Origin of the sequence: Pseudomonas sp. FSL W5-0299 (assembly GCF_005930655.1) — a bacterium.
Classification (GTDB): domain Bacteria; phylum Pseudomonadota; class Gammaproteobacteria; order Pseudomonadales; family Pseudomonadaceae; genus Aquipseudomonas; species Aquipseudomonas mandelii.
The window spans coordinates 50892-67866 of record NZ_RXHX01000005.1 but is presented as its reverse complement, the minus strand read 5'-3'; the positions used below and the strand labels follow the sequence as shown (position 1 = coordinate 67866).

Annotated in this window: 20 protein-coding genes and 1 pseudogene; 20 read left to right on the top strand and 1 reads right to left on the bottom strand. The window is 59.0% G+C overall.

From position 1 onward, the window contains the following. Positions 1 to 241: 241 nt before the first annotated feature. From FHL16_RS08965 to FHL16_RS08915, 11 genes and pseudogenes are all read left to right on the top strand, one after another. Entirely contained in the window at positions 242 to 823 is a 582-nt protein-coding gene (locus FHL16_RS08965; RefSeq protein ID WP_020300891.1) for an STY4534 family ICE replication protein, read from the top strand. A gap of 70 nt (positions 824 to 893) precedes the next feature. Further along, a complete protein-coding gene (locus FHL16_RS34380; protein WP_032903653.1) occupies positions 894 to 1151 on the top strand; it encodes a hypothetical protein in 258 nt (85 codons plus the stop codon). Between the two features lie 215 nt (positions 1152 to 1366). Then, a pseudogene (gene radC / locus FHL16_RS08955) lies at positions 1367 to 1747 on the top strand (RadC family protein); the annotation flags it as partial. A gap of 52 nt (positions 1748 to 1799) precedes the next feature. After that, entirely contained in the window at positions 1800 to 2555 is a 756-nt protein-coding gene (locus tag FHL16_RS08950) for a DUF5983 family protein (protein ID WP_020300893.1), read from the top strand. 106 nt (positions 2556 to 2661) lie between these two features. Beyond that, a complete protein-coding gene (gene pilL2 / locus FHL16_RS08945; RefSeq protein ID WP_020300894.1) occupies positions 2662 to 3204 on the top strand; it encodes a PFGI-1 class ICE element type IV pilus protein PilL2 in 543 nt (180 codons plus the stop codon). Then, a complete protein-coding gene (locus FHL16_RS08940; protein WP_020300895.1) occupies positions 3201 to 3872 on the top strand; it encodes a hypothetical protein in 672 nt (223 codons plus the stop codon). Before pilL2 ends, FHL16_RS08940 begins: the two co-directional genes overlap by 4 nt. Before the next feature lie 9 nt (positions 3873 to 3881). Next, positions 3882 to 4601 (top strand): TIGR03759 family integrating conjugative element protein, encoded by a 720-nt coding sequence (locus FHL16_RS08935; RefSeq protein WP_032903628.1) that lies wholly within the window; start codon positions 3882 to 3884, stop codon positions 4599 to 4601. Continuing rightward, positions 4583 to 5131, top strand: coding sequence for a hypothetical protein (locus FHL16_RS08930; RefSeq protein ID WP_020300897.1), 549 nt, complete (start codon positions 4583 to 4585; stop codon positions 5129 to 5131). The genes FHL16_RS08935 and FHL16_RS08930 overlap by 19 nt, the downstream gene beginning before the upstream one ends. Next, positions 5128 to 5643 (top strand): integrating conjugative element protein, encoded by a 516-nt coding sequence (locus FHL16_RS08925; RefSeq protein ID WP_020300898.1) that lies wholly within the window; start codon positions 5128 to 5130, stop codon positions 5641 to 5643. The genes FHL16_RS08930 and FHL16_RS08925 overlap by 4 nt, the downstream gene beginning before the upstream one ends. Before the next feature lie 8 nt (positions 5644 to 5651). After that, positions 5652 to 7757 carry a type IV conjugative transfer system coupling protein TraD gene (gene traD, locus FHL16_RS08920; protein WP_020300899.1) on the top strand — a complete coding sequence of 702 codons (2106 nt, stop codon included), beginning with the start codon at positions 5652 to 5654 and terminating at the stop codon, positions 7755 to 7757. Positions 7758 to 7847: 90 nt separating this feature from the next. Then, positions 7848 to 8579 carry a TIGR03747 family integrating conjugative element membrane protein gene (locus tag FHL16_RS08915; protein WP_032903626.1) on the top strand — a complete coding sequence of 244 codons (732 nt, stop codon included), beginning with the start codon at positions 7848 to 7850 and terminating at the stop codon, positions 8577 to 8579. 20 nt (positions 8580 to 8599) lie between these two features. Here the strand turns inward: FHL16_RS08915 and FHL16_RS08910 are convergent, their stop codons facing one another. Next, entirely contained in the window at positions 8600 to 9181 is a 582-nt protein-coding gene (locus FHL16_RS08910; protein ID WP_020300901.1) for a hypothetical protein, read from the bottom strand. Between the two features lie 299 nt (positions 9182 to 9480). Here FHL16_RS08910 and FHL16_RS08905 point away from each other — a divergent pair, with 299 nt between their 5' ends. Genes FHL16_RS08905 through FHL16_RS08865 form a run of 9 tightly spaced genes read left to right on the top strand, consistent with a single transcriptional unit; the run spans position 9481 to position 16951 of the window. After that, entirely contained in the window at positions 9481 to 9816 is a 336-nt protein-coding gene (locus FHL16_RS08905) for an integrative conjugative element protein, RAQPRD family (protein WP_020300902.1), read from the top strand. Beyond that, positions 9813 to 10052, top strand: a complete 240-nt coding sequence (locus FHL16_RS08900) for a TIGR03758 family integrating conjugative element protein (RefSeq protein WP_020300903.1) — start codon at positions 9813 to 9815, stop codon at positions 10050 to 10052. Before FHL16_RS08905 ends, FHL16_RS08900 begins: the two co-directional genes overlap by 4 nt. A 17-nt stretch (positions 10053 to 10069) precedes the next feature. Then, the gene (locus FHL16_RS08895; RefSeq protein ID WP_020300904.1) at positions 10070 to 10441 is read left to right on the top strand and encodes a TIGR03745 family integrating conjugative element membrane protein; all 372 of its coding nucleotides are present in this window, start codon (positions 10070 to 10072) and stop codon (positions 10439 to 10441) included. Positions 10442 to 10448: 7 nt separating this feature from the next. After that, positions 10449 to 10862, top strand: a complete 414-nt coding sequence (locus tag FHL16_RS08890) for a TIGR03750 family conjugal transfer protein (protein WP_020300905.1) — start codon at positions 10449 to 10451, stop codon at positions 10860 to 10862. Continuing rightward, positions 10859 to 11500 (top strand): PFL_4703 family integrating conjugative element protein, encoded by a 642-nt coding sequence (locus FHL16_RS08885; RefSeq protein ID WP_020300906.1) that lies wholly within the window; start codon positions 10859 to 10861, stop codon positions 11498 to 11500. The genes FHL16_RS08890 and FHL16_RS08885 overlap by 4 nt, the downstream gene beginning before the upstream one ends. After that, positions 11497 to 12309: a TIGR03749 family integrating conjugative element protein gene (locus FHL16_RS08880; RefSeq protein ID WP_020300907.1), complete on the top strand. Its 813-nt coding sequence runs from the start codon at positions 11497 to 11499 to the stop codon at positions 12307 to 12309. Before FHL16_RS08885 ends, FHL16_RS08880 begins: the two co-directional genes overlap by 4 nt. Then, entirely contained in the window at positions 12299 to 13819 is a 1521-nt protein-coding gene (locus FHL16_RS08875) for a TIGR03752 family integrating conjugative element protein (protein WP_020300908.1), read from the top strand. The genes FHL16_RS08880 and FHL16_RS08875 overlap by 11 nt, the downstream gene beginning before the upstream one ends. Further along, entirely contained in the window at positions 13782 to 14198 is a 417-nt protein-coding gene (locus tag FHL16_RS08870; RefSeq protein WP_032903625.1) for a TIGR03751 family conjugal transfer lipoprotein, read from the top strand. The genes FHL16_RS08875 and FHL16_RS08870 overlap by 38 nt, the downstream gene beginning before the upstream one ends. Next, positions 14198 to 16951, top strand: coding sequence for a conjugative transfer ATPase (locus FHL16_RS08865; RefSeq protein WP_077748048.1), 2754 nt, complete (start codon positions 14198 to 14200; stop codon positions 16949 to 16951). The genes FHL16_RS08870 and FHL16_RS08865 overlap by 1 nt, the downstream gene beginning before the upstream one ends. The last annotated feature ends 24 nt before the right edge of the window (positions 16952 to 16975 follow it).

Here is a 16975-nt window from a genome sequence, read left to right as displayed (position 1 = left end):
GGAAGCTCGCACGGTTACCGCCTCAGCGGTGATGAATGCCCACTACCCCATGTCTGCTAACCACTACCGCAGACGTTCCTCAGCTGCACCGTTATTCCGCCAGACGCATCGTTCTGATCGTCATCGGCTTGCCGGTGGTGAGTCGTTCATCGCTCTTCTTCACCTTACCCACCCTGACGGGGGCTCACTTCCCCATCAGGGACTGTGCGTCGCCGTTTCCCCTTGAAACAGGAGAACCACCATGGCCCACGCCAACCAATCCAAAGAAGCGACCACTTACTTCAACCTGCACACCGTCGGTATCGGCTACCTCAACCGTGTTCGTGAAGTCCAAGTCCGCCGCGGCCAACCATTCATTGCCTGCGATATCGCAGCCCTGCACGGTGCCACCGATGCGGTGGAGTACACCCGCTTCGACTGCAAAGTCGCTGGGGGTGAAGCTGAACGCTTGATTCGTCTCTATATGGACGCCGTCAACGCCGAGAAAAAGGTCTTGCTGTCGTTCCGTATCGGCGACCTGTGGATCGATCCGTTTCTCTATGAGAAAGGCGAGAAACAAGGCCAACCGGGCGCCAGCCTGAAAGGTCGTTTGCTGTTCATCGACTGGATCAAGATCAACGGCACGTTCGAATACAAAGCACCCGCCAGGCAGGAAGCAACAGCACCTGCTGAGCAAGCGCCAAACAGTGAACCATCCCCACCGTCGGCTGATGCCGAAGTTGAGGATACCGAAAACCCAATAGAGGCTCGGGTGGAACCTGAATCTCCACCCGCTCCGCGCACGGCCCGCCGTGATGCCACCCGTACCGTTCAGTCCGCCTGAACAGTCCACGATGTTCCTCATCAAGGCGCTCCGTCGAGCGCCTTTTCTTCAATCAGCACAGGGGACCATTATGGAATCCTTCTGGCTTTGCGACGACTGCCTGTTCGCTACAGCTTACGAGGACTACAGCACCTTATCGCTGTATTACTCGCAGGATGAGGTCGAACAACGCATCGCCGCGATACATCGTGAGCTAGTTCGGTTGATGCCCATCAGTGCCGACTTCGATCCCGAAGCCGGCTGGGGAATAAGAACCTTTTCTCCATCGCCTTGCGACGGCTGTGGTTCACATCTACACGGTCAACGCCACCGATTCACTCGGCTGTAAACAGCGCGCCATCTGCTAACGCCCAAGACTCCACACCCACCTTGGGGGATACCACTCCCCTCGGGCGTGTACCCCTGATTGTTCCCTTCGGAGGTACCGCCATGAGCACCCAACTTACACTGATTGAGACCTCGGATTTCGAGGCTGATCGCATTGTCCAAGAAAACCAGCTGATCGACGAAGCGCAGCATATTCTGGATCGTCGGCTGTTCGCCCGCGGCCCTATCCTGACGTCGCCTGACACTGTTGCCTCCTACCTAAAACTGCAGCTTGCGCAACAAGAGCATGAAGTCTTCGGTGTGATCTTTCTCGATGCCAGGCACCGGGTGCTGGCATTCGAAGTCCTCTTTCACGGCAGCATTGATGGCGCCAGCGTTTACCCCCGCCAAGTCGTTAAGCGTTCCCTAGCGCATAACGCTGCGGCCGCCATTTTGGTTCACAACCATCCCTCGGGTTGTACAGAACCCAGCCAGGCGGATCGCGTCTTGACCGCACGGCTGAAGGAGGCCTTGGCCTTGATCGAAGTGCGTGTATTGGATCACTTCATCGTGGGTGAAGGTCGTCCTCTCTCCCTTGCCGAATACGGCTGGCTTTAACCCTCACAGGCGCCTTCGGGCGCCTTGTTCATTTTCATTCTGGAGAACCCTCATGAACCCCGCACACCAAGCCCCAGCTCTGCTGATGGCCTCAACCCCATTTGCTCGCGGCTACGACAACCTTCATATCGAACGGCTGCTACTGATCACCTACGAAAACGACTGCCCTCCCTGCGTTCGACCAGTGCACGACTCACAAGCACATCTGCCCGACAATGAGCTGCAACTGTTCACCTGCCTGTTCAATGACGATTTCGCCTTGATCAGCGAAGGCCAATCCATTCCGGATGAATTGGATGAATTAGATGAACGCTGCCAGTCCACCGGGTTGGTGCGCCAAGTGATCTACGCCGTGATGGGCGACATGCTCAACGAGCGGCATCACCTCGGCGATCTGTACTCCCTGGAAGAAGCCCAAGCCATGGTCCATCGCTTGAGCTTCGAAACGGGGCACTACAGTCGAGCCTGGGAGATCAGTACCGCACACCTTCCTGAAGAAGCGATGTTCTATCTGGAAGGATGGGCAAGTAACTCCGCTCCGAGGCAAACCGGCCTTTTGTTCGAGCTTTTCGAGTTGCCGGATTGCTGCGGCATCAGTTGCAAGCTGATTGGCACGCCATGGACGGACGAAAACTTGCTGAACATTGAGGGCAAACGTTATTCAAGCTTGAGACAAGAGCAACTCGACGCAGGCACACCGGAAGTCCTAGTCAACGTACTGTACCTGGCGGCATTGGCGGATGCGAGATTGTTGATCTTCGACCCCGACGCTGCCGTCTTGAATGGGCTCGCTATTTTTGATGAATAGCAACGCGTTCAGCGTTAACACGACCCGCCTTGAATCAACTTTCTCACTGAGTTGCTCCTTCACCTCATGTCAGGTTTTGCACTGAATCTGTCATGAGGTTTTTTCCATGGAGCGTTTTTTCACGCCTGTCTGCCTGCTGGGTTTGTTGAGCGCCTGCACCGCGCAAATCCCCAATACATTGCCAACCCATCCAGAGATCGACAGTGGCTCCAATCGGGCCCAGCTTTCGAGGGACACAGCGGAAGGAAACCATCCGACAGAACTCCGCTATGGCCGCTATACGCTGGTCAGCACCGAGCCCACCACGGAACAACGCTATCTTCTCGCTCAAATCATTGAAGTGAACATCCCGTCCAGCCTAAACCCCTCAGTGCAGGATGCGTTGCAGTACGTATTGCAGCGCTCGGGCTATTCGCTCTGCCCCGTTACTGCGTCGGTGAAGTTGCTGTTTACCCGGCCTCTGCCTGCAGCCCATTACCGGCTTGGTCCAATCCCTTTGCGCCGCGCGCTACAAGTGCTGGCTGGCCCCGCCTGGCAACTCACGACCGATGAAGTCAGCCGTTCGGTCTGCTTCGAACAGCAGAAAACGGATGCCGGTGTCGCGCTGATTACACCCGTCTTGCCCCATCAATCGGAGGCGCGGTCATGAAAGCCTCAACGTTTCAAACCCTCATCATCGGGCTCCTTTGCCTGGCGGTCGCCGGGCTGAGCGGTGGTTTGTATAACCAGTATCAACGCATGGCAAAACTGCAGAGCACGGACACGCAATACCGACAAACTTTGGACACCCTGCAACATGATTCAAGCGCCCTCAAGGATGCACAAGAGAAGCTGCAGTACGCGCTGAAAGACCTGAAGCAGATGGTCGATACTAGTGAGCAACAGGCCAATACCCTCGATCCGATGCTGGATCAGTGGGCGCAAGAAATACAGGAGCTGCGCGATGGTCTGGCAGCCCGCGCCACCGTGGCAGAACTGACAGCGCTGCGCGCACACCTTGAACAGGTCGAGCAGCAGTTCCAGGAGCACAAGACCCAGCCATCACCCCCACCGCCGTCGCCTTCCGCGACTAAACCGAAAAAGACCGCTCGCCCCAAGCCCGTCCCGCTCTCGCCACCGTTCTCGGTGTTGGGGGTCGAATCCCGTGGTGGTGAGCGCTTTTTGGCAGTCGCACCTCATGACAGTCGCTCTCTCATAGATGTTCGGCTGCTGCATAGCGGCGAGCAGCTCGGAGCCTGGTACCTGAAAGTGCTGGAGCCGAACTCAGCCATCTTCGCGGTGGCCGCTCAGCCAGACCAGACCGTGCACCTCCCTTGAGAAGCGATCATGAACAGAGCGCTACTGCCCACCGTCGTCTGTCTCGCTTCGCTACTGGCCATGGACGCTGCGATGGGCAACCCCGTCACGACACAGTCACAGACCCAGGACACGCAGTCTGCTCCGCTGGGGCGCTCTGACTCTGAACAGGCAGCGAGCTGGGGCCTGACGGGGCAGGAGTGGACGCGCTTCGAACAGATCCAATCCGGCCCACGCGGTTTCTGGAGCCCGAACCTCGATCCGTTGACCGCGCTCGGGGTTGAGGCCCAGACCGACCAAGAGCGCCAGCGCTATGCCGAATTACAGGTAGCGCTGGAAGCCAAACGCGCCGAGCGCGAGTTGGCCTACCAAAACGCTTACGCCGCGGCCTGGACCAAGCTGTTTCCCGGGCTGCTACCGATCCAGGGCATGGCATCCCCGCCCCCTATCAGCTCAGCGGCCGCGCCGCGCCAGGCTCTATTTGTGGAGGACCACTGCTCAGCGTGTACCGCCGAAGCCCAGCGTCTGCAAAGCAGCGACACGGCGTTCGATATCTACCTGGTGGGCAGCCAAGGCGAGGATGAACGCGTCCGTAGCTGGGCTCGGCAAGCGGGCATCGATCCCGTCAAGGTTCAACGCCGGCAGATCACCCTGAACCATGACCGTGGTCGCTGGTTCAGCCTGGGTGCCCCGGGGCCAATGCCTGCCACATTTCAACAGGTGAATGGACAATGGCAACGCCTCGACTGAGTGGTCTTGCGCTGGTGCTGACGGTGCTCGCCGTCCAGGCCGACCAACTTCCGCCTCCGGCCTATCAATTGGCGGCGCATGACGCCGACATCCCTTCTATGGTGCTATTCGCAATTGCCCTGCAGGAGAGTGGTATCCACGTCCGTGGTCGATTGCTGCCCTGGCCCTGGACCCTGAACATCGCCGGAATACCCTACCGCTTCGCCACTCGCCAGGCCGCCTGTCACGCCTTACTTCAGGCGCTCGCGCGACATGACGCCAAGCGGGTCGATGTCGGTCTTGGACAAACCAACCTGGGTTACCACGGGCAACGTTATTCCAGCCCCTGCGAAGCCCTTGACCCTTACCGAAATCTCGCCGTGACCGCCGCGCTGTTGCAGGAGCATCACGCCACCACCGGTGATTGGGTATCAGCTGCCGGCCGATATCACCGCCCGGCAGGAGGAACGCCGGCCGCGCGTTACCGCGCCGGCTTTTCCCGGCAACTCGAACGGTTGCTGGTTTCTTTCAAACAGGGCACACCACCATGAAGCGAATCCCCATCGCCTGTTATTTCATCCTGCTTTTGGTATCTTTCGCCCAGCCGGAACTGACCGTAGCCGGGGATCAGCCTAGCGACTTCACCCGACACCATTTTCAAGTTGCCAGGCCGCTAATAAACAACAAGATCCAGCCTGATCGGGCCATGCATGCGGACCTGTCCACGTTTGCCGATGAAGCCTGGATACTGCCCATCCGTAGCCCCCACTTGAGCCCCGGCCAGATCACGTATCGCGCCCTGAACATGCCGGGCTTGCGGCCATTTTTTCTGGTCGGTGACGATCCCCTGTCGCTGACTTGGCTGCGTCAGCGCGCTGCTGAACTGCAGGAAATGGGCGCGGCTGGCCTCGCCGTCGAAGTAGCCGACACTGAAGCCCTGGCCCGAATTCGCGCAGCCGCTCCAGACATCACCATCCTGCCGGTCAACGGCAACGACATCGCCACCCGCCTGCAGATTTTGCACTACCCCGTCTTGATCACCGCCACCTCATTGGGACAGTGAGTCAGGTCATGGCCGAGCATGCGATGGAGTCCAAGCTCCGGCCAGCGGTCGAGTTGTACACCGTAACAATCTGCATCGCCGCCGCGGTGTTGTGCGTGTACTCGCCCTGGGCCGTGGCCCTGTCACCCGAGATCGGGCAGGTTGCGGCGCTGGCCTATACCCTGTTCGGCCTGATCCGCCTGCGACAAGCCTGGGAGGTGTTGCGCTATCGGCGCAATATCCGCCGGCTGCCCCGCTACGAGCTGACCAGCCGGCAGATTCCGGTCAGTCGTAAGCGTTTGTTCATGGGTCGCGGCTTTCGCTGGACCCGCCTGCACACCCAGCGCTTGGTCGAGGCCCAGGATCCGGCGGTCGCCCATTATGTCGACCAACCGACCCACTACCGGCTGGCCCGTGAACTCGAACGGCGCCTGGAGCATGCACCGTTTCCGCTCTCGATACTGGCCCGTGTCACCGCCTGGGACAGTGCCTTCAATCCGTTGCGCCCTTTACCCCCAGTCGGTGGCTCGCCTCTGTTGCATGGGGTCGAGCCCAACGAAACGGAAGTCAGTCTGCCGCTGGGCGAACGGGTCGGACACACCCTGGTGCTGGGCACTACCCGTGTCGGCAAGACGCGACTCGCCGAGGTGTACATCACCCAGGACATTCACCGCGTCGAACATGAGGTGGTCATCGTCTTCGATCCGAAGGGCGATGCCGACCTGCTCAAACGCATGTACGTCGAAGCCAAACGGGCCGGTCGGGAAAAGGAATTCTATGTTTTCCATCTAGGCTGGCCAGAGATCTCCGCGCGTTACAACGCGGTGGGACGTTTCGGGCGCATCTCGGAGGTAGCATCGCGCATCGCTGGGCAACTCAGTGGCGAAGGCAACTCCGCAGCCTTTCGCGAGTTCGCCTGGCGCTTTGTCAACATCATTGCCCGGGCTTTGATCGAGTTGGGCCGGCGCCCAGACTACCTGCAGATCCAGCGACATGTGGTCAATATAGACGCGCTGTTCATCGAATACGCTCAGCAGTTTTTCGCCAAGACCGATCCGAAAGCCTGGGAAGTGATCGTCCAACTGGAAGGCAAACTCACTGAGAAGAACATTCCCCGGCATATGGTGGGACGCGAAAAGCGTGTGGTGGCCATCGAACAGTACCTGGCGGTGAAACGGGTATTCGATCCGGTGCTGGATGGACTGCGCTCGGCAGTACGTTACGACCGCACCTACTTCGACAAAATCGTTGCTTCGCTGCTGCCGCTGCTGGAGAAACTCACCACCGGCAAGACCGCCCAACTGCTGGCCCCCAACTACACCGACCTAGATGACCCGCGACCAATCTTCGACTGGATGCAGATCATTCGCAAACGCGGCATCGTTTACGTCGGCCTGGATGCGCTGACCGACGCCGAAGTCGCAGCCGCTGTGGGCAACTCCATGTTCGCTGATTTGGTCTCGGTCGCGGGCCACATCTACAAACATGGCATTGACCACGGCCTGCCCCCATCAGGCAGCAGCAGTGACAAGCTGCCGATAAACCTGCACGCTGATGAGTTCAACGAATTGATGGGCGATGAGTTCATCCCCCTGATCAACAAGGGTGGCGGCGCCGGTATCCAGGTAACCGCCTACACCCAGACCCTCAGCGATATCGAAGCACGTATCGGCAACCGCGCCAAAGCTGGCCAGGTGATTGGCAACTTCAACACCCTGCAGATGCTCCGCGTGCGCGAAACCGCCACCGCTGAACTGCTCACCCAGCAGTTACCCAAGGTTAACGTGCTGACCAAGACCCTGATGTCGGGTGCGACGGACACATCCGATCCGGACGCCAACACGGACTTCACCTCGTCCTCCCAGGACCGTGTCAGCAGCACCAGTGTGCCGCTGATCGAGCCTGCTCATATCGTCAGTTTGCCCAAGGGGCAAATGTTCTCCTTCCAGGCCGGTGGGCAGCTCTGGAAAGTCCGCATGCCGTTGCCAAAACCCTCCAACGTCGACGCCATGCCCAAGGACCTACAGGAACTCACTCAACGGATGCGGGCGGCCTATAACGCGCAGGCGGGGCAATGGTGGAGCGCAAGCGGTGGCGGCCCAACTACCAACTTCGATCTGGATCAGGTGGGGTAGCCCTACCCCACAACAGGTTTCGATTCAGCAGAAAACGATCCAGGAGACGTATTGCCCACATCAACTCTGCAGCGCGCAATGGGGTGAACTATGGCGACTTCCACCCAGAACACGCCGCCACAACCGATCCAGCGTCCGGGATTGATCATCTCGACGATCAGCCTAGTCCTGCGCATCATCGGTTTGCTGATTGCCTCGTTGCTGTTCTCGATCCTCATCGAGTTCGCCGGGCTGCTACTGTTCTGGGGTGATCAGGGCTGGCGGCATAGTCAGGCTATGCTAACCAGTGAGTTGGGCTGGCTCAGCGAGCACTTCAAAGCTTCACTTCTCATCCAACAGCCTGGGAAAACAATTGTCCAGTGGCTGGAGCTCCTCAATCAGTGGCTGCTGGTCAAGACTGGCTTTGAGGATTTTGCCCGGCAGGCGCGGGTTTCGGGCCAGGGCAATGGCTTCTGGAGCTGGGCGAATCAGCTCTACGTGAGCATTGAGGATTTCGTACTGGCGGCGGTGTATGTGACCTTTACCTTCGTAGTGCGCCTAACCATCTTGGCTCTGGCCACACCGCTATTTTTGTTGGCCTCGTTCACCGGTTTTGTCGATGGTTTGATGCGCCGCGACCTGCGCAAGTTTGGAGCCGGGCGAGAAAGCAGTTTTGTCTATCACCGAGCTAAACGAGCAGTGATACCCCTGCTGCTCGTACCCTGGATCATGTATCTGTCCCTGCCCTTTTCGCTCAATCCTATGGCCGTCTTTTTGCCTTGCGCGATGATGCTCGGAATAACGACAGCCATCACCGCGGCGACGTTTAAAAAATACATTTAATAAAATGTAACGCTGACGTGTTAAACCATTCCGGTGAATTTAGCCAAAATCGCGACGACATAACCGCCAATAATAGACAAACCAACAATACCCAACGGCCGCTGCCACCAATCACCGCTAGGGGACGGCGGCATAGACTGCTGATAAAAATTGATCTGCCCGATCTGATTTGCGTTGACTTGGGTGGCTGCTCCATTTTGCATCGAGTTGCGCCACTGAGCTTCCTCAAGACGTTCGAATTGAACCTGAACACGCCTCTTGAGTTGGCTAGCGGAAAGGAGAATTTGCTTTCCAATAATCATCACACCCAGCAAACCGAAAAACAGCAAATTTCCATAGCTGAGCGGGTTTTCCTGGCTGAGGGTAGGCGCGTGCTCCCATACAAAACCGATGTAGGGTGATGTGACCTGGTAAACATCGGCTACTAAATTTTGCACAACCCCTCCCAAATGCCCAAAAAATTTTGTGCTCGCGAGAGTCTCTGCTTGATGGTGCAGAAAAATCAACGATGAAACCAAATAAAATAGCCCCCCGAAGACCATCAAGGAGAAGCCCACGGCCTGTCGAATACGGTACCGCCGAATTGCTTGTTGGATGTTCACTCTCTGCTATCACTCTTCGTTAACTGATTTCGTCCGCGCTTATCTGCGCCCCGCTAACAATGCTGTTAGCGGAATCAAAAGTTAACGGCTACTAATCGTTTTTCATGAGTAACCAATGCTGTACTTGCGGTCCAATCGTGTCATTTTTCCGCGTTTCGTAGCTCTCGATACGGTGTTCGAACTCGCTCCACGATCAGAGACTGTATCGAAATAAAATGACGCAGCGTGTTTCGTGTTTCTTACTGCTGAGTCCTGGACGTTAGTTGAATGCTGGCCCCATCTCCAAATGGGCTATCCACATGCCGACTACATTTTTCCGAATCTGCCTACTGCTCATATTGATGACGTTCCATAGCGGCGGCTATGCCGCATCTGCTCATGAGCGCGAGCAGCTCAGCCTAGTTCAGCAGCAGGTCGACACTATTGAGCGCCTTGCGGCGCAAGCTAAGGTAGCCAGGACCTCCGAACCAAACGAACGCTATCGCTTCGACTATCCCCGCCTGTCTCAGGACATCCAACGCATTCGCCAAGGAATGCAGAACTATCTGTCGCCCTCCCGTGCTCAACCTCACGACGCTGGTGAGCTGGTCGGCGATTACCGCCTCGACATCCCGTCCGTGGAACCGTCGCCATGAGCATGACCGACGCTCAGACCGCAGCGTTCCAAAACGCCTCCGGTTTCTCGGCACAGAGCAGTTCGACACTCTGGTTGTCCCTGGTTCTCGTCCTGGCTTTGCTCTGGTGCACCTGGGTGATGTGGACGGCTTACCGGGGCTGGGCCACCGGCAGTGTGCGCTTCGGCGCGTTTGGCGGCAGCGCCGCACGTGTTTTGCTCGCCCTACTAGTCCTGATGTTCTTCACGCTGTCCTAATCCAGGAGATCACTGCCATGCTCAAGTGCTTTACCCCTCTAAAAAACAACCTGCGTGATCGTGCCAGCCAGCGCTTGATCGGCCTGCTGTTGGTGCTCGGCCCAAGCCTGGCTTTTGCCGAGCTTCCCACCATGGAGGCTCCTTCGCGTGGTGAAGGTTCCGGGTTGATCGAGACGATCAAAAACTACGCCTATGACGGCGGCATCCTGCTCGGTTTGTTGATCGCCCTGCTCGCTTTTCTCGGGGTGGCTTGGCATTCCCTAACTGTCTATGCCGACGTGCAGAACCAGCGCAAGACCTGGAAGGACCTCGGCGCGGTGGTCGGCATCGGCGCCCTGTTGGTGGTGATCATCATCTGGTTCCTGACCAAGGCCGCCGCGATTCTGTGAGGTCGACATGAACGACACTATCGAACGCCTTGCCGACGGCACCTTGGTCTTTCTGCCGGAGCGACTCAACCGCGATCCTGCCGTACTGCGCGGTTTGACCAATGATGAGATGTGGGTAGCTCTCGGCACTGGCGCCGCCATTGGCCTGCTGCTGGGCGTTCCTCTAGGGATCGTCACCTCGTCTATTGCCGTTGCGCCGACCAGCATGATCGCAAGCATGGCGCTGGTGTTATTTGCCGGTGGTACGCTTTTGCGTCGGGCCAAACGGGCTCGCCCCGAGACCTGGTTGTACCGCAAGCTCGAATGGATACTCGCCAGCCGTTGGCGCCTGGGGCGCGGAAGTTTGATTCTCCACTCCGGCGCCTGGACGATTCGCCGTTCGCGTCGACTGCGCCCTGCCCTGTTCCGGTGGCAACCATGAATCGTTTTCGGAACAAGGTGGATGCCCAACACGCCCACATCTTCAGCCTGCGTCTGGCGGTAGTGATTCTGGCCCTGGTCTGTGCCGGACTTTGGTATGGCTGGCGCTCGGCACCGACCGATCTGACGGTGCATGTCCCCCCGGATCTGCGCTCGGGCAGCACTCGCAAGTGGTGGGATGTCCCCCCAGAGAATGTCTATGCCTTTGCCCTGTACATCTTTGGCCAACTCAACCGCTGGCCTTCGGATGGCGAGCAGGATTATCGCCGCGCCATCTATGGCTTGCAGTCCTACCTGACACCCGCCTGCAAGGCCTTCCTCGACGGTGATTATGAGTACCGCAAGGCCGCCGGCGAGCTGCGCCAGCGGGTGCGTGGCGTCTACGAAATTCTGGGCCGAGGCTACAGCGAAGATCCGGAACTCAGGGTCAAGCAACTCGACCGCGACAGCTGGCTGGTCAAGCTCGATCTCAATGCCGATGAATATTACGCCGCCGAACCGGTGAAACGGGTGGTGGTGCGGTATCCATTGCGCGTGGTGCGTTTTGATCTGGACCCCGAACGCAATAAGTGGGGGCTGGCACTGGATTGTTATCAGGGCACTCCGCAAAAAATCTCCCTGCCTGGAGGTGAGCCATGAAGCGGATTTCTACCCTGGGACTCACCGTTGCACTGATGCTATGGGGAGCTGTAGCGCAGGCCGTCGAGCTGATGCACTGGGAACGCCTCCCCCTCGCGGTCCCGCTGGTGATCAATCAGGAACGAGTGGTCTTTATCGATGAGGCTGTTCGCGTCGGTGTGCCCTCAACCCTGACCGGCAAGCTGCGTGTGCAATCAACCGGCGGCACGCTGTACCTGCGAGCGTCGGAAGCCATTGCACCGACCCGACTGCAGCTGCAATCGGTCACGACGGGCGAGATCATCCTCCTGGATATCGCGGCCACTCCCGGCGATCAACCGCTGGAGCCCGTACGTATTCTCAAGAATGCTCAGGGGCAAGCTACCGAGGCTGAATCTAGCACCGTCCCTGTTCCAGAACGCACACCGATCCCGGTCGCTTTGACGCGCTACGCCGCGCAAAGCCTGTACGCGCCGCTGCGCACCGTGGAGTCCCTGCCCGGTGTACGCCGCGTCCCGCTCAAGCTGCGTACCGAACTGCCGACCCTGCTGCCGACCGAAAACGTGTCCAGCACACCCATCGCCGTCTGGCGACTCGGTGATTACTGGGTGACGGCGGTGAAATTGCGCAATCGTGGTTCAGAGACGGTGCAACTCGATCCACGTCGACTTCAGGCCAAGCTGTTCGCCGCGGCCTTCCAGCATGCTTTCCTCGGGCCTGTCGGCAGCGCTGAAGACACCACGATCGCCTACCTTGTCACCCGCGGTGCCGGCCTCGAGCAAGCCGTGCTGCTACCGCCCGTTGCGCGAGGTGCTGACGATGAAAGCTAACGCCTTGCTCAAATGGCTGGTACCGGCTGCGCTGCTGGGCGTGGTACTGATCATCCTGAAAACCTGGGTCCCGGGTGGCAGCACACCTTCTCCAGAGCACCCAGTTGATCAGGGCAATATTCAATTATCCGCCGAGCAAGCCAAGTCGCTCGGCATTGCGGGCGATACCCCACGCGACACGGTCGCCACCCTGGTCGGCCAGGTGAAGGCCATGCGCAGCGACATGCTCGGTTTGAAGAAACACAATGACTCACTGCAGACGGAAAACAACCGCCTACGCGAGCGGGAAAACAGTGTCGATTCGCGTATCCAGACCGCGCTTGGCAGTGTGACCCAGCAGGTCGACGAAGGCCGCCGCCAAGCCAACGAGGCCCGACTCAAAGCGGAACAAGACAGTCGTCAGGCTCGCGGCCTGCTCACGCAATTGCAGGATCAGTTGTCGGGGCTGACCGGCAAAGGCAAGGATATGCCAATCGGATTGGGGCTCGAGCCTGGCGACGGTGCTCAGTTTGACGGACAGCATCCTGCCAATGATGCGCTGCAGTGGATTGAACCCTCGGATGCTTCGGGCACCGACACCCGAGGCAAAACCAAGACCTCCTCCCTCGCATTGAGTCTGCCTACCGCCTTCAACTCACTGGAAGGCTTGAAAGACAATCCTATTGATCGCAGCCAGAAACAGCTACGTGCAGTCACCAAGGGTGAGCGTGACCTGACGCGATCCGTTGACCGAACCGAAGGGGCGAAGCCGGTCTACACCATCCCCGAAAACGCGACATTGATGGGCTCAGTCGCCATGACCGCGCTGATCGGCCGCGTCCCGGTGGACGGCACTGTGAATGATCCCTATCCCTTCAAAGTGCTGGTCGGCCCTGAGAACCTGACCGCCAACGGCATCGACCTGCCAGACGTCGCGGGTGCCGTAATGAGCGGCACCGCGTCCGGTGACTGGACCCTGTCTTGCGTACGTGGACAGGTCGAGTCAATCACCTTTGTGTTTACCGATGGCACCATCCGCACGGTACCTCAGCCGAAAGCAGTAGCCAGCCGCACTGCCTCCACCACCCAGAGCTCAAACACCGACAAGATCCGCGGCGGACTCGGTTACCTGTCCGATCCGTATGGCATTCCTTGCATCGCTGGCGAGCGCCGCTCGAACGCTCAGCAATACCTCGGCAGCCAGAGCCTGATCACTGCCGCCGGCGCCGGTGTCGCCGCCCTGCTCGGGGATGAGCGGAACAACAGCAGCGTGATCAGTTCAGGCGGCAGTACCCTCGGGGTCACCAGTAGCAGTGGCAACAGCGCGCTGAATTCAATTCTCAGCGGCGGGGTCAGCGACATCCGCGAGTGGGTCAACAAGCTGTATGGCGAAGCCTTTGCTGCCGTGTACGTGCCACCGGCAGCACAAGTCGCGCTGCACCTCGACCATGAGATCACCATCGACTACGAGCCCAAGGGCCGGAGCGTTCGCCATGAAAAAGACCATGCCTCCCTGCCTGACCTGGATTAGCGTGTTCTGCTGGGTCCTGGCGGGGTGCTCCACCGACAAGGAGACGCTTCTGCCCCATGGAGAGCAAACCATGCTGGACATCTGGAACGGCGCCGGTTCGCAAGGCACTCAGCAGCAACTGCTGGATGCTCGGCAGCAGTTACGCCGCCCGTTGGCTCAAGCAGATTTCTCCTTTTCTCTCCAGGAACCGTACACTCGCACAGCGGCGAACGAGATCCGCAACCTGTTCCCTCGCTTGCCCAATCCCGATCTGGTGCTATACGTGTATCCGCATCTGAGTGGTACCGAGCAGGCACCGATCCCAGGTTACTCGACCGTCTTTCCGTTCTACCAACGTGTGCAGTACGCATTACCTGGTGAACGTCAGGAAGACCTGTAGTGCGTAGCGGCGATTCGGGCAATCGCACTCCCACGTGGAAAGGCTGGCGCAATCCATTGCGCCCTCGCGCGACCTTGGCCGATGAGGCCGCACTCTATGCGCACAACCCCAGCTTCACCGATTACCTGCCTTGGGTCGAATACCTCGACACTGAGCAGTGTTTTCTACTGGATGACAATCGCTCGGTGGGTGCGGTGTTCGAGTTGCTGCCCATCGGCACCGAAGGGCGCGAACCCGATTGGCTGATGGCGGTCCGCGACGCCCTCGAAGACGCCCTGCAAGATAGCTTTGACGAGCTGGATCAAGCGCCTTGGGTGGCGCAGTTTTTCTGTCAAGACGACAACGACTTCACACCCTACCTGACCCAGCTCACCGATTATATTCAGAACAGCGCGCGAGGTACGGTCTTCACCGAGGCGTATTTGCAGCTCAGCCGCCGTCATCTGAAGGCCATCGCCAAGCCCGGTGGTCTGTTTGAGGATCAGGTGGTGACGCGCCTGCCCTGGCGCGGCAATAACCGACGGGTGCGTCTGGTGGTCTATCGCTGGCTTGAATCTGACGCTGAGGAGACGGGACTCACCCCGGTGCAATCCCTGCAACAGGCTTGCGAACGTATCCGTGCTTCGTTGCAGGCGTGCGGGGTGCACTCAACGCGAGTCGATGGCCGAGGTCTGTATGCCTGGTTATTGCCCTGGTTCAATCCGGCCCCCAGGCTCACTGATGAAGCGCCCGAAAATTTCTACCGCCGCGTGGCCTATCCGGAGTCGGGTGACGGTGAGTCGCTGGATCTGCCCTTCGATCATGACTTTGCCGAGCGGCTGTTCTTCAACGAACCGCGTTCGGATGTGCAGCACGGACTCTGGTTTTTCGACGATCAACCCCACCGGGTGATAGTGGTGGACAAACTGCGGCGGGCACCATCGATTGGTCAACTCACCGGCGAAACCCGCAAGGGTGACGCGGTGAATGCGCTGTTCGACCAGTTACCCGAAGGTACGGTGACGAGTCTGACCTTAATGGTCAAACCACAGGATGTACTCGAGGATCAGTTGAACCGCCTAGCTCGCAAAGCCATCGGTGAAAACCTGGCCTCGACCCAGACTCGTCAGGATGTCGAAGAGGCTCGCGCGATCATCGGCCGCCAGCACAAGCTGTACCGAGGAACCCTGGCGTTCTACGTACGCGGTCACGATGAACAGCAATTGCACCAGCGCTCGGTCAGCCTGGCCAACGCGCTGTTGGGCGCGGGGCTGCAACCGGTAAGTGAAGGCGATGAGGTCGCCGCCTGCAACAGCTACCTGCGTTGGTTACCGATGGCTTACAACCCGGCCCGCGACACGCGTAACTGGTACACCCGCCTGATGTTCGCCCAGCACCTAGCGAACCTGGTTCCGGTCTGGGGCCGCAGCACCGGCACCGGCCACCCGGGCATCACCCTGTTCAACCGCGGCGGCTCGCCATTGAGCTTCGACCCATTGTCACGCCTGGATCGGGCCATGAACGGTCATCTGCTGTTGTTCGGCCCCACCGGTGCCGGGAAGTCGGCGACCTTGGTCACCCTACTGATGCAGGTCATGGCCGTGTACCGCCCTCGCCTGTTTATCGTAGAGGCCGGCAACTCATTCGGCTTGCAGGGAGACTACTTCGCGACACAGGGCCTGTCGGTCAACAAGGTCCAATTGAAACCTGGCGCCTCGGTCTGTCTCGCCCCGTTCGCCGATGCTTGGCGCCTGGTCGAGCAGCCGGATCAGGTGGCGAGTCTGTCGATCGATGAGCTGGACGATGAGGTGGTAACCAGTCACGAAGACCAGCGCGATGTTCTCGGCGAACTGGAAATCACTGCCCGCCTGATGATCACCGGCGGCGAGGCCAAAGAAGAGGCGCGCATGAGTCGAGCCGATCGCAGCTTGATCCGCGAGTGCATTCTCGATGCGGCGCAGACCTGCGTCGCGGCGGGTCGCCAGGTACTGACCCGCGACGTACGCGACGCCTTGCTGGGCATCGCCGCCGACCCGCACTTGCCGGAGAAACGTCGCGAGCGTGCCCAGGAAATGGGCGAGTCCATCGACCTATTTTGCCAGGGTTTCGAGGGTGAACTGTTCGATCGCGAAGGCACGCCTTGGCCCGAGAGCGATGTGACCATTGTCGACCTTGCCACTTACGCGCGCGAAGGCTACGAGGCACAGATGTCCATCAGCTACATCAGCTTGATGAACACCGTGAACAACCTCGCCGAGCGCGACCAGTACCTGGGCCGACCGATCATCATGGTCACCGACGAGGGTCATATCATCACCAAGAACCCGTTGCTGGCGCCGTTCGTGGTCAAGGGGACGAAGATGTGGCGCAAGCTCGGCGCTTGGTTCTGGCTGGCGACGCAGAACCTTGCTGATTTTCCCACGGCTGCGCAGACCATGCTCAACATGATCGAATGGTGGATTTGTTTGAATATGCCGCCCGCGGAAATCGAAGAAATCGCACGGTTCAAGAAGCTTTCACCTGCGCAGAAAGCCCTGTTGCTCTCCGCCAGCAAAGAGCCGGGGAAATACACCGAGGGAGTGGTGCTGTCGAAAAAGCTCGAGACGCTGTTTCGAGCCGTGCCACCCAGTCTTTACCTCGCTTTGGCCATGACAGAGCCCGAGGAAAAAGCCGAACGCTGGACACTGATGCAGGAGAATGGCTGTTCGGAGTTGGAAGCGGCTTACCGGGTAGCTGAACGGATCGATAGCGCACGAGGAATAGAGCCCATATAAGGGAGGTGTGGCGCTCCCAGCTTG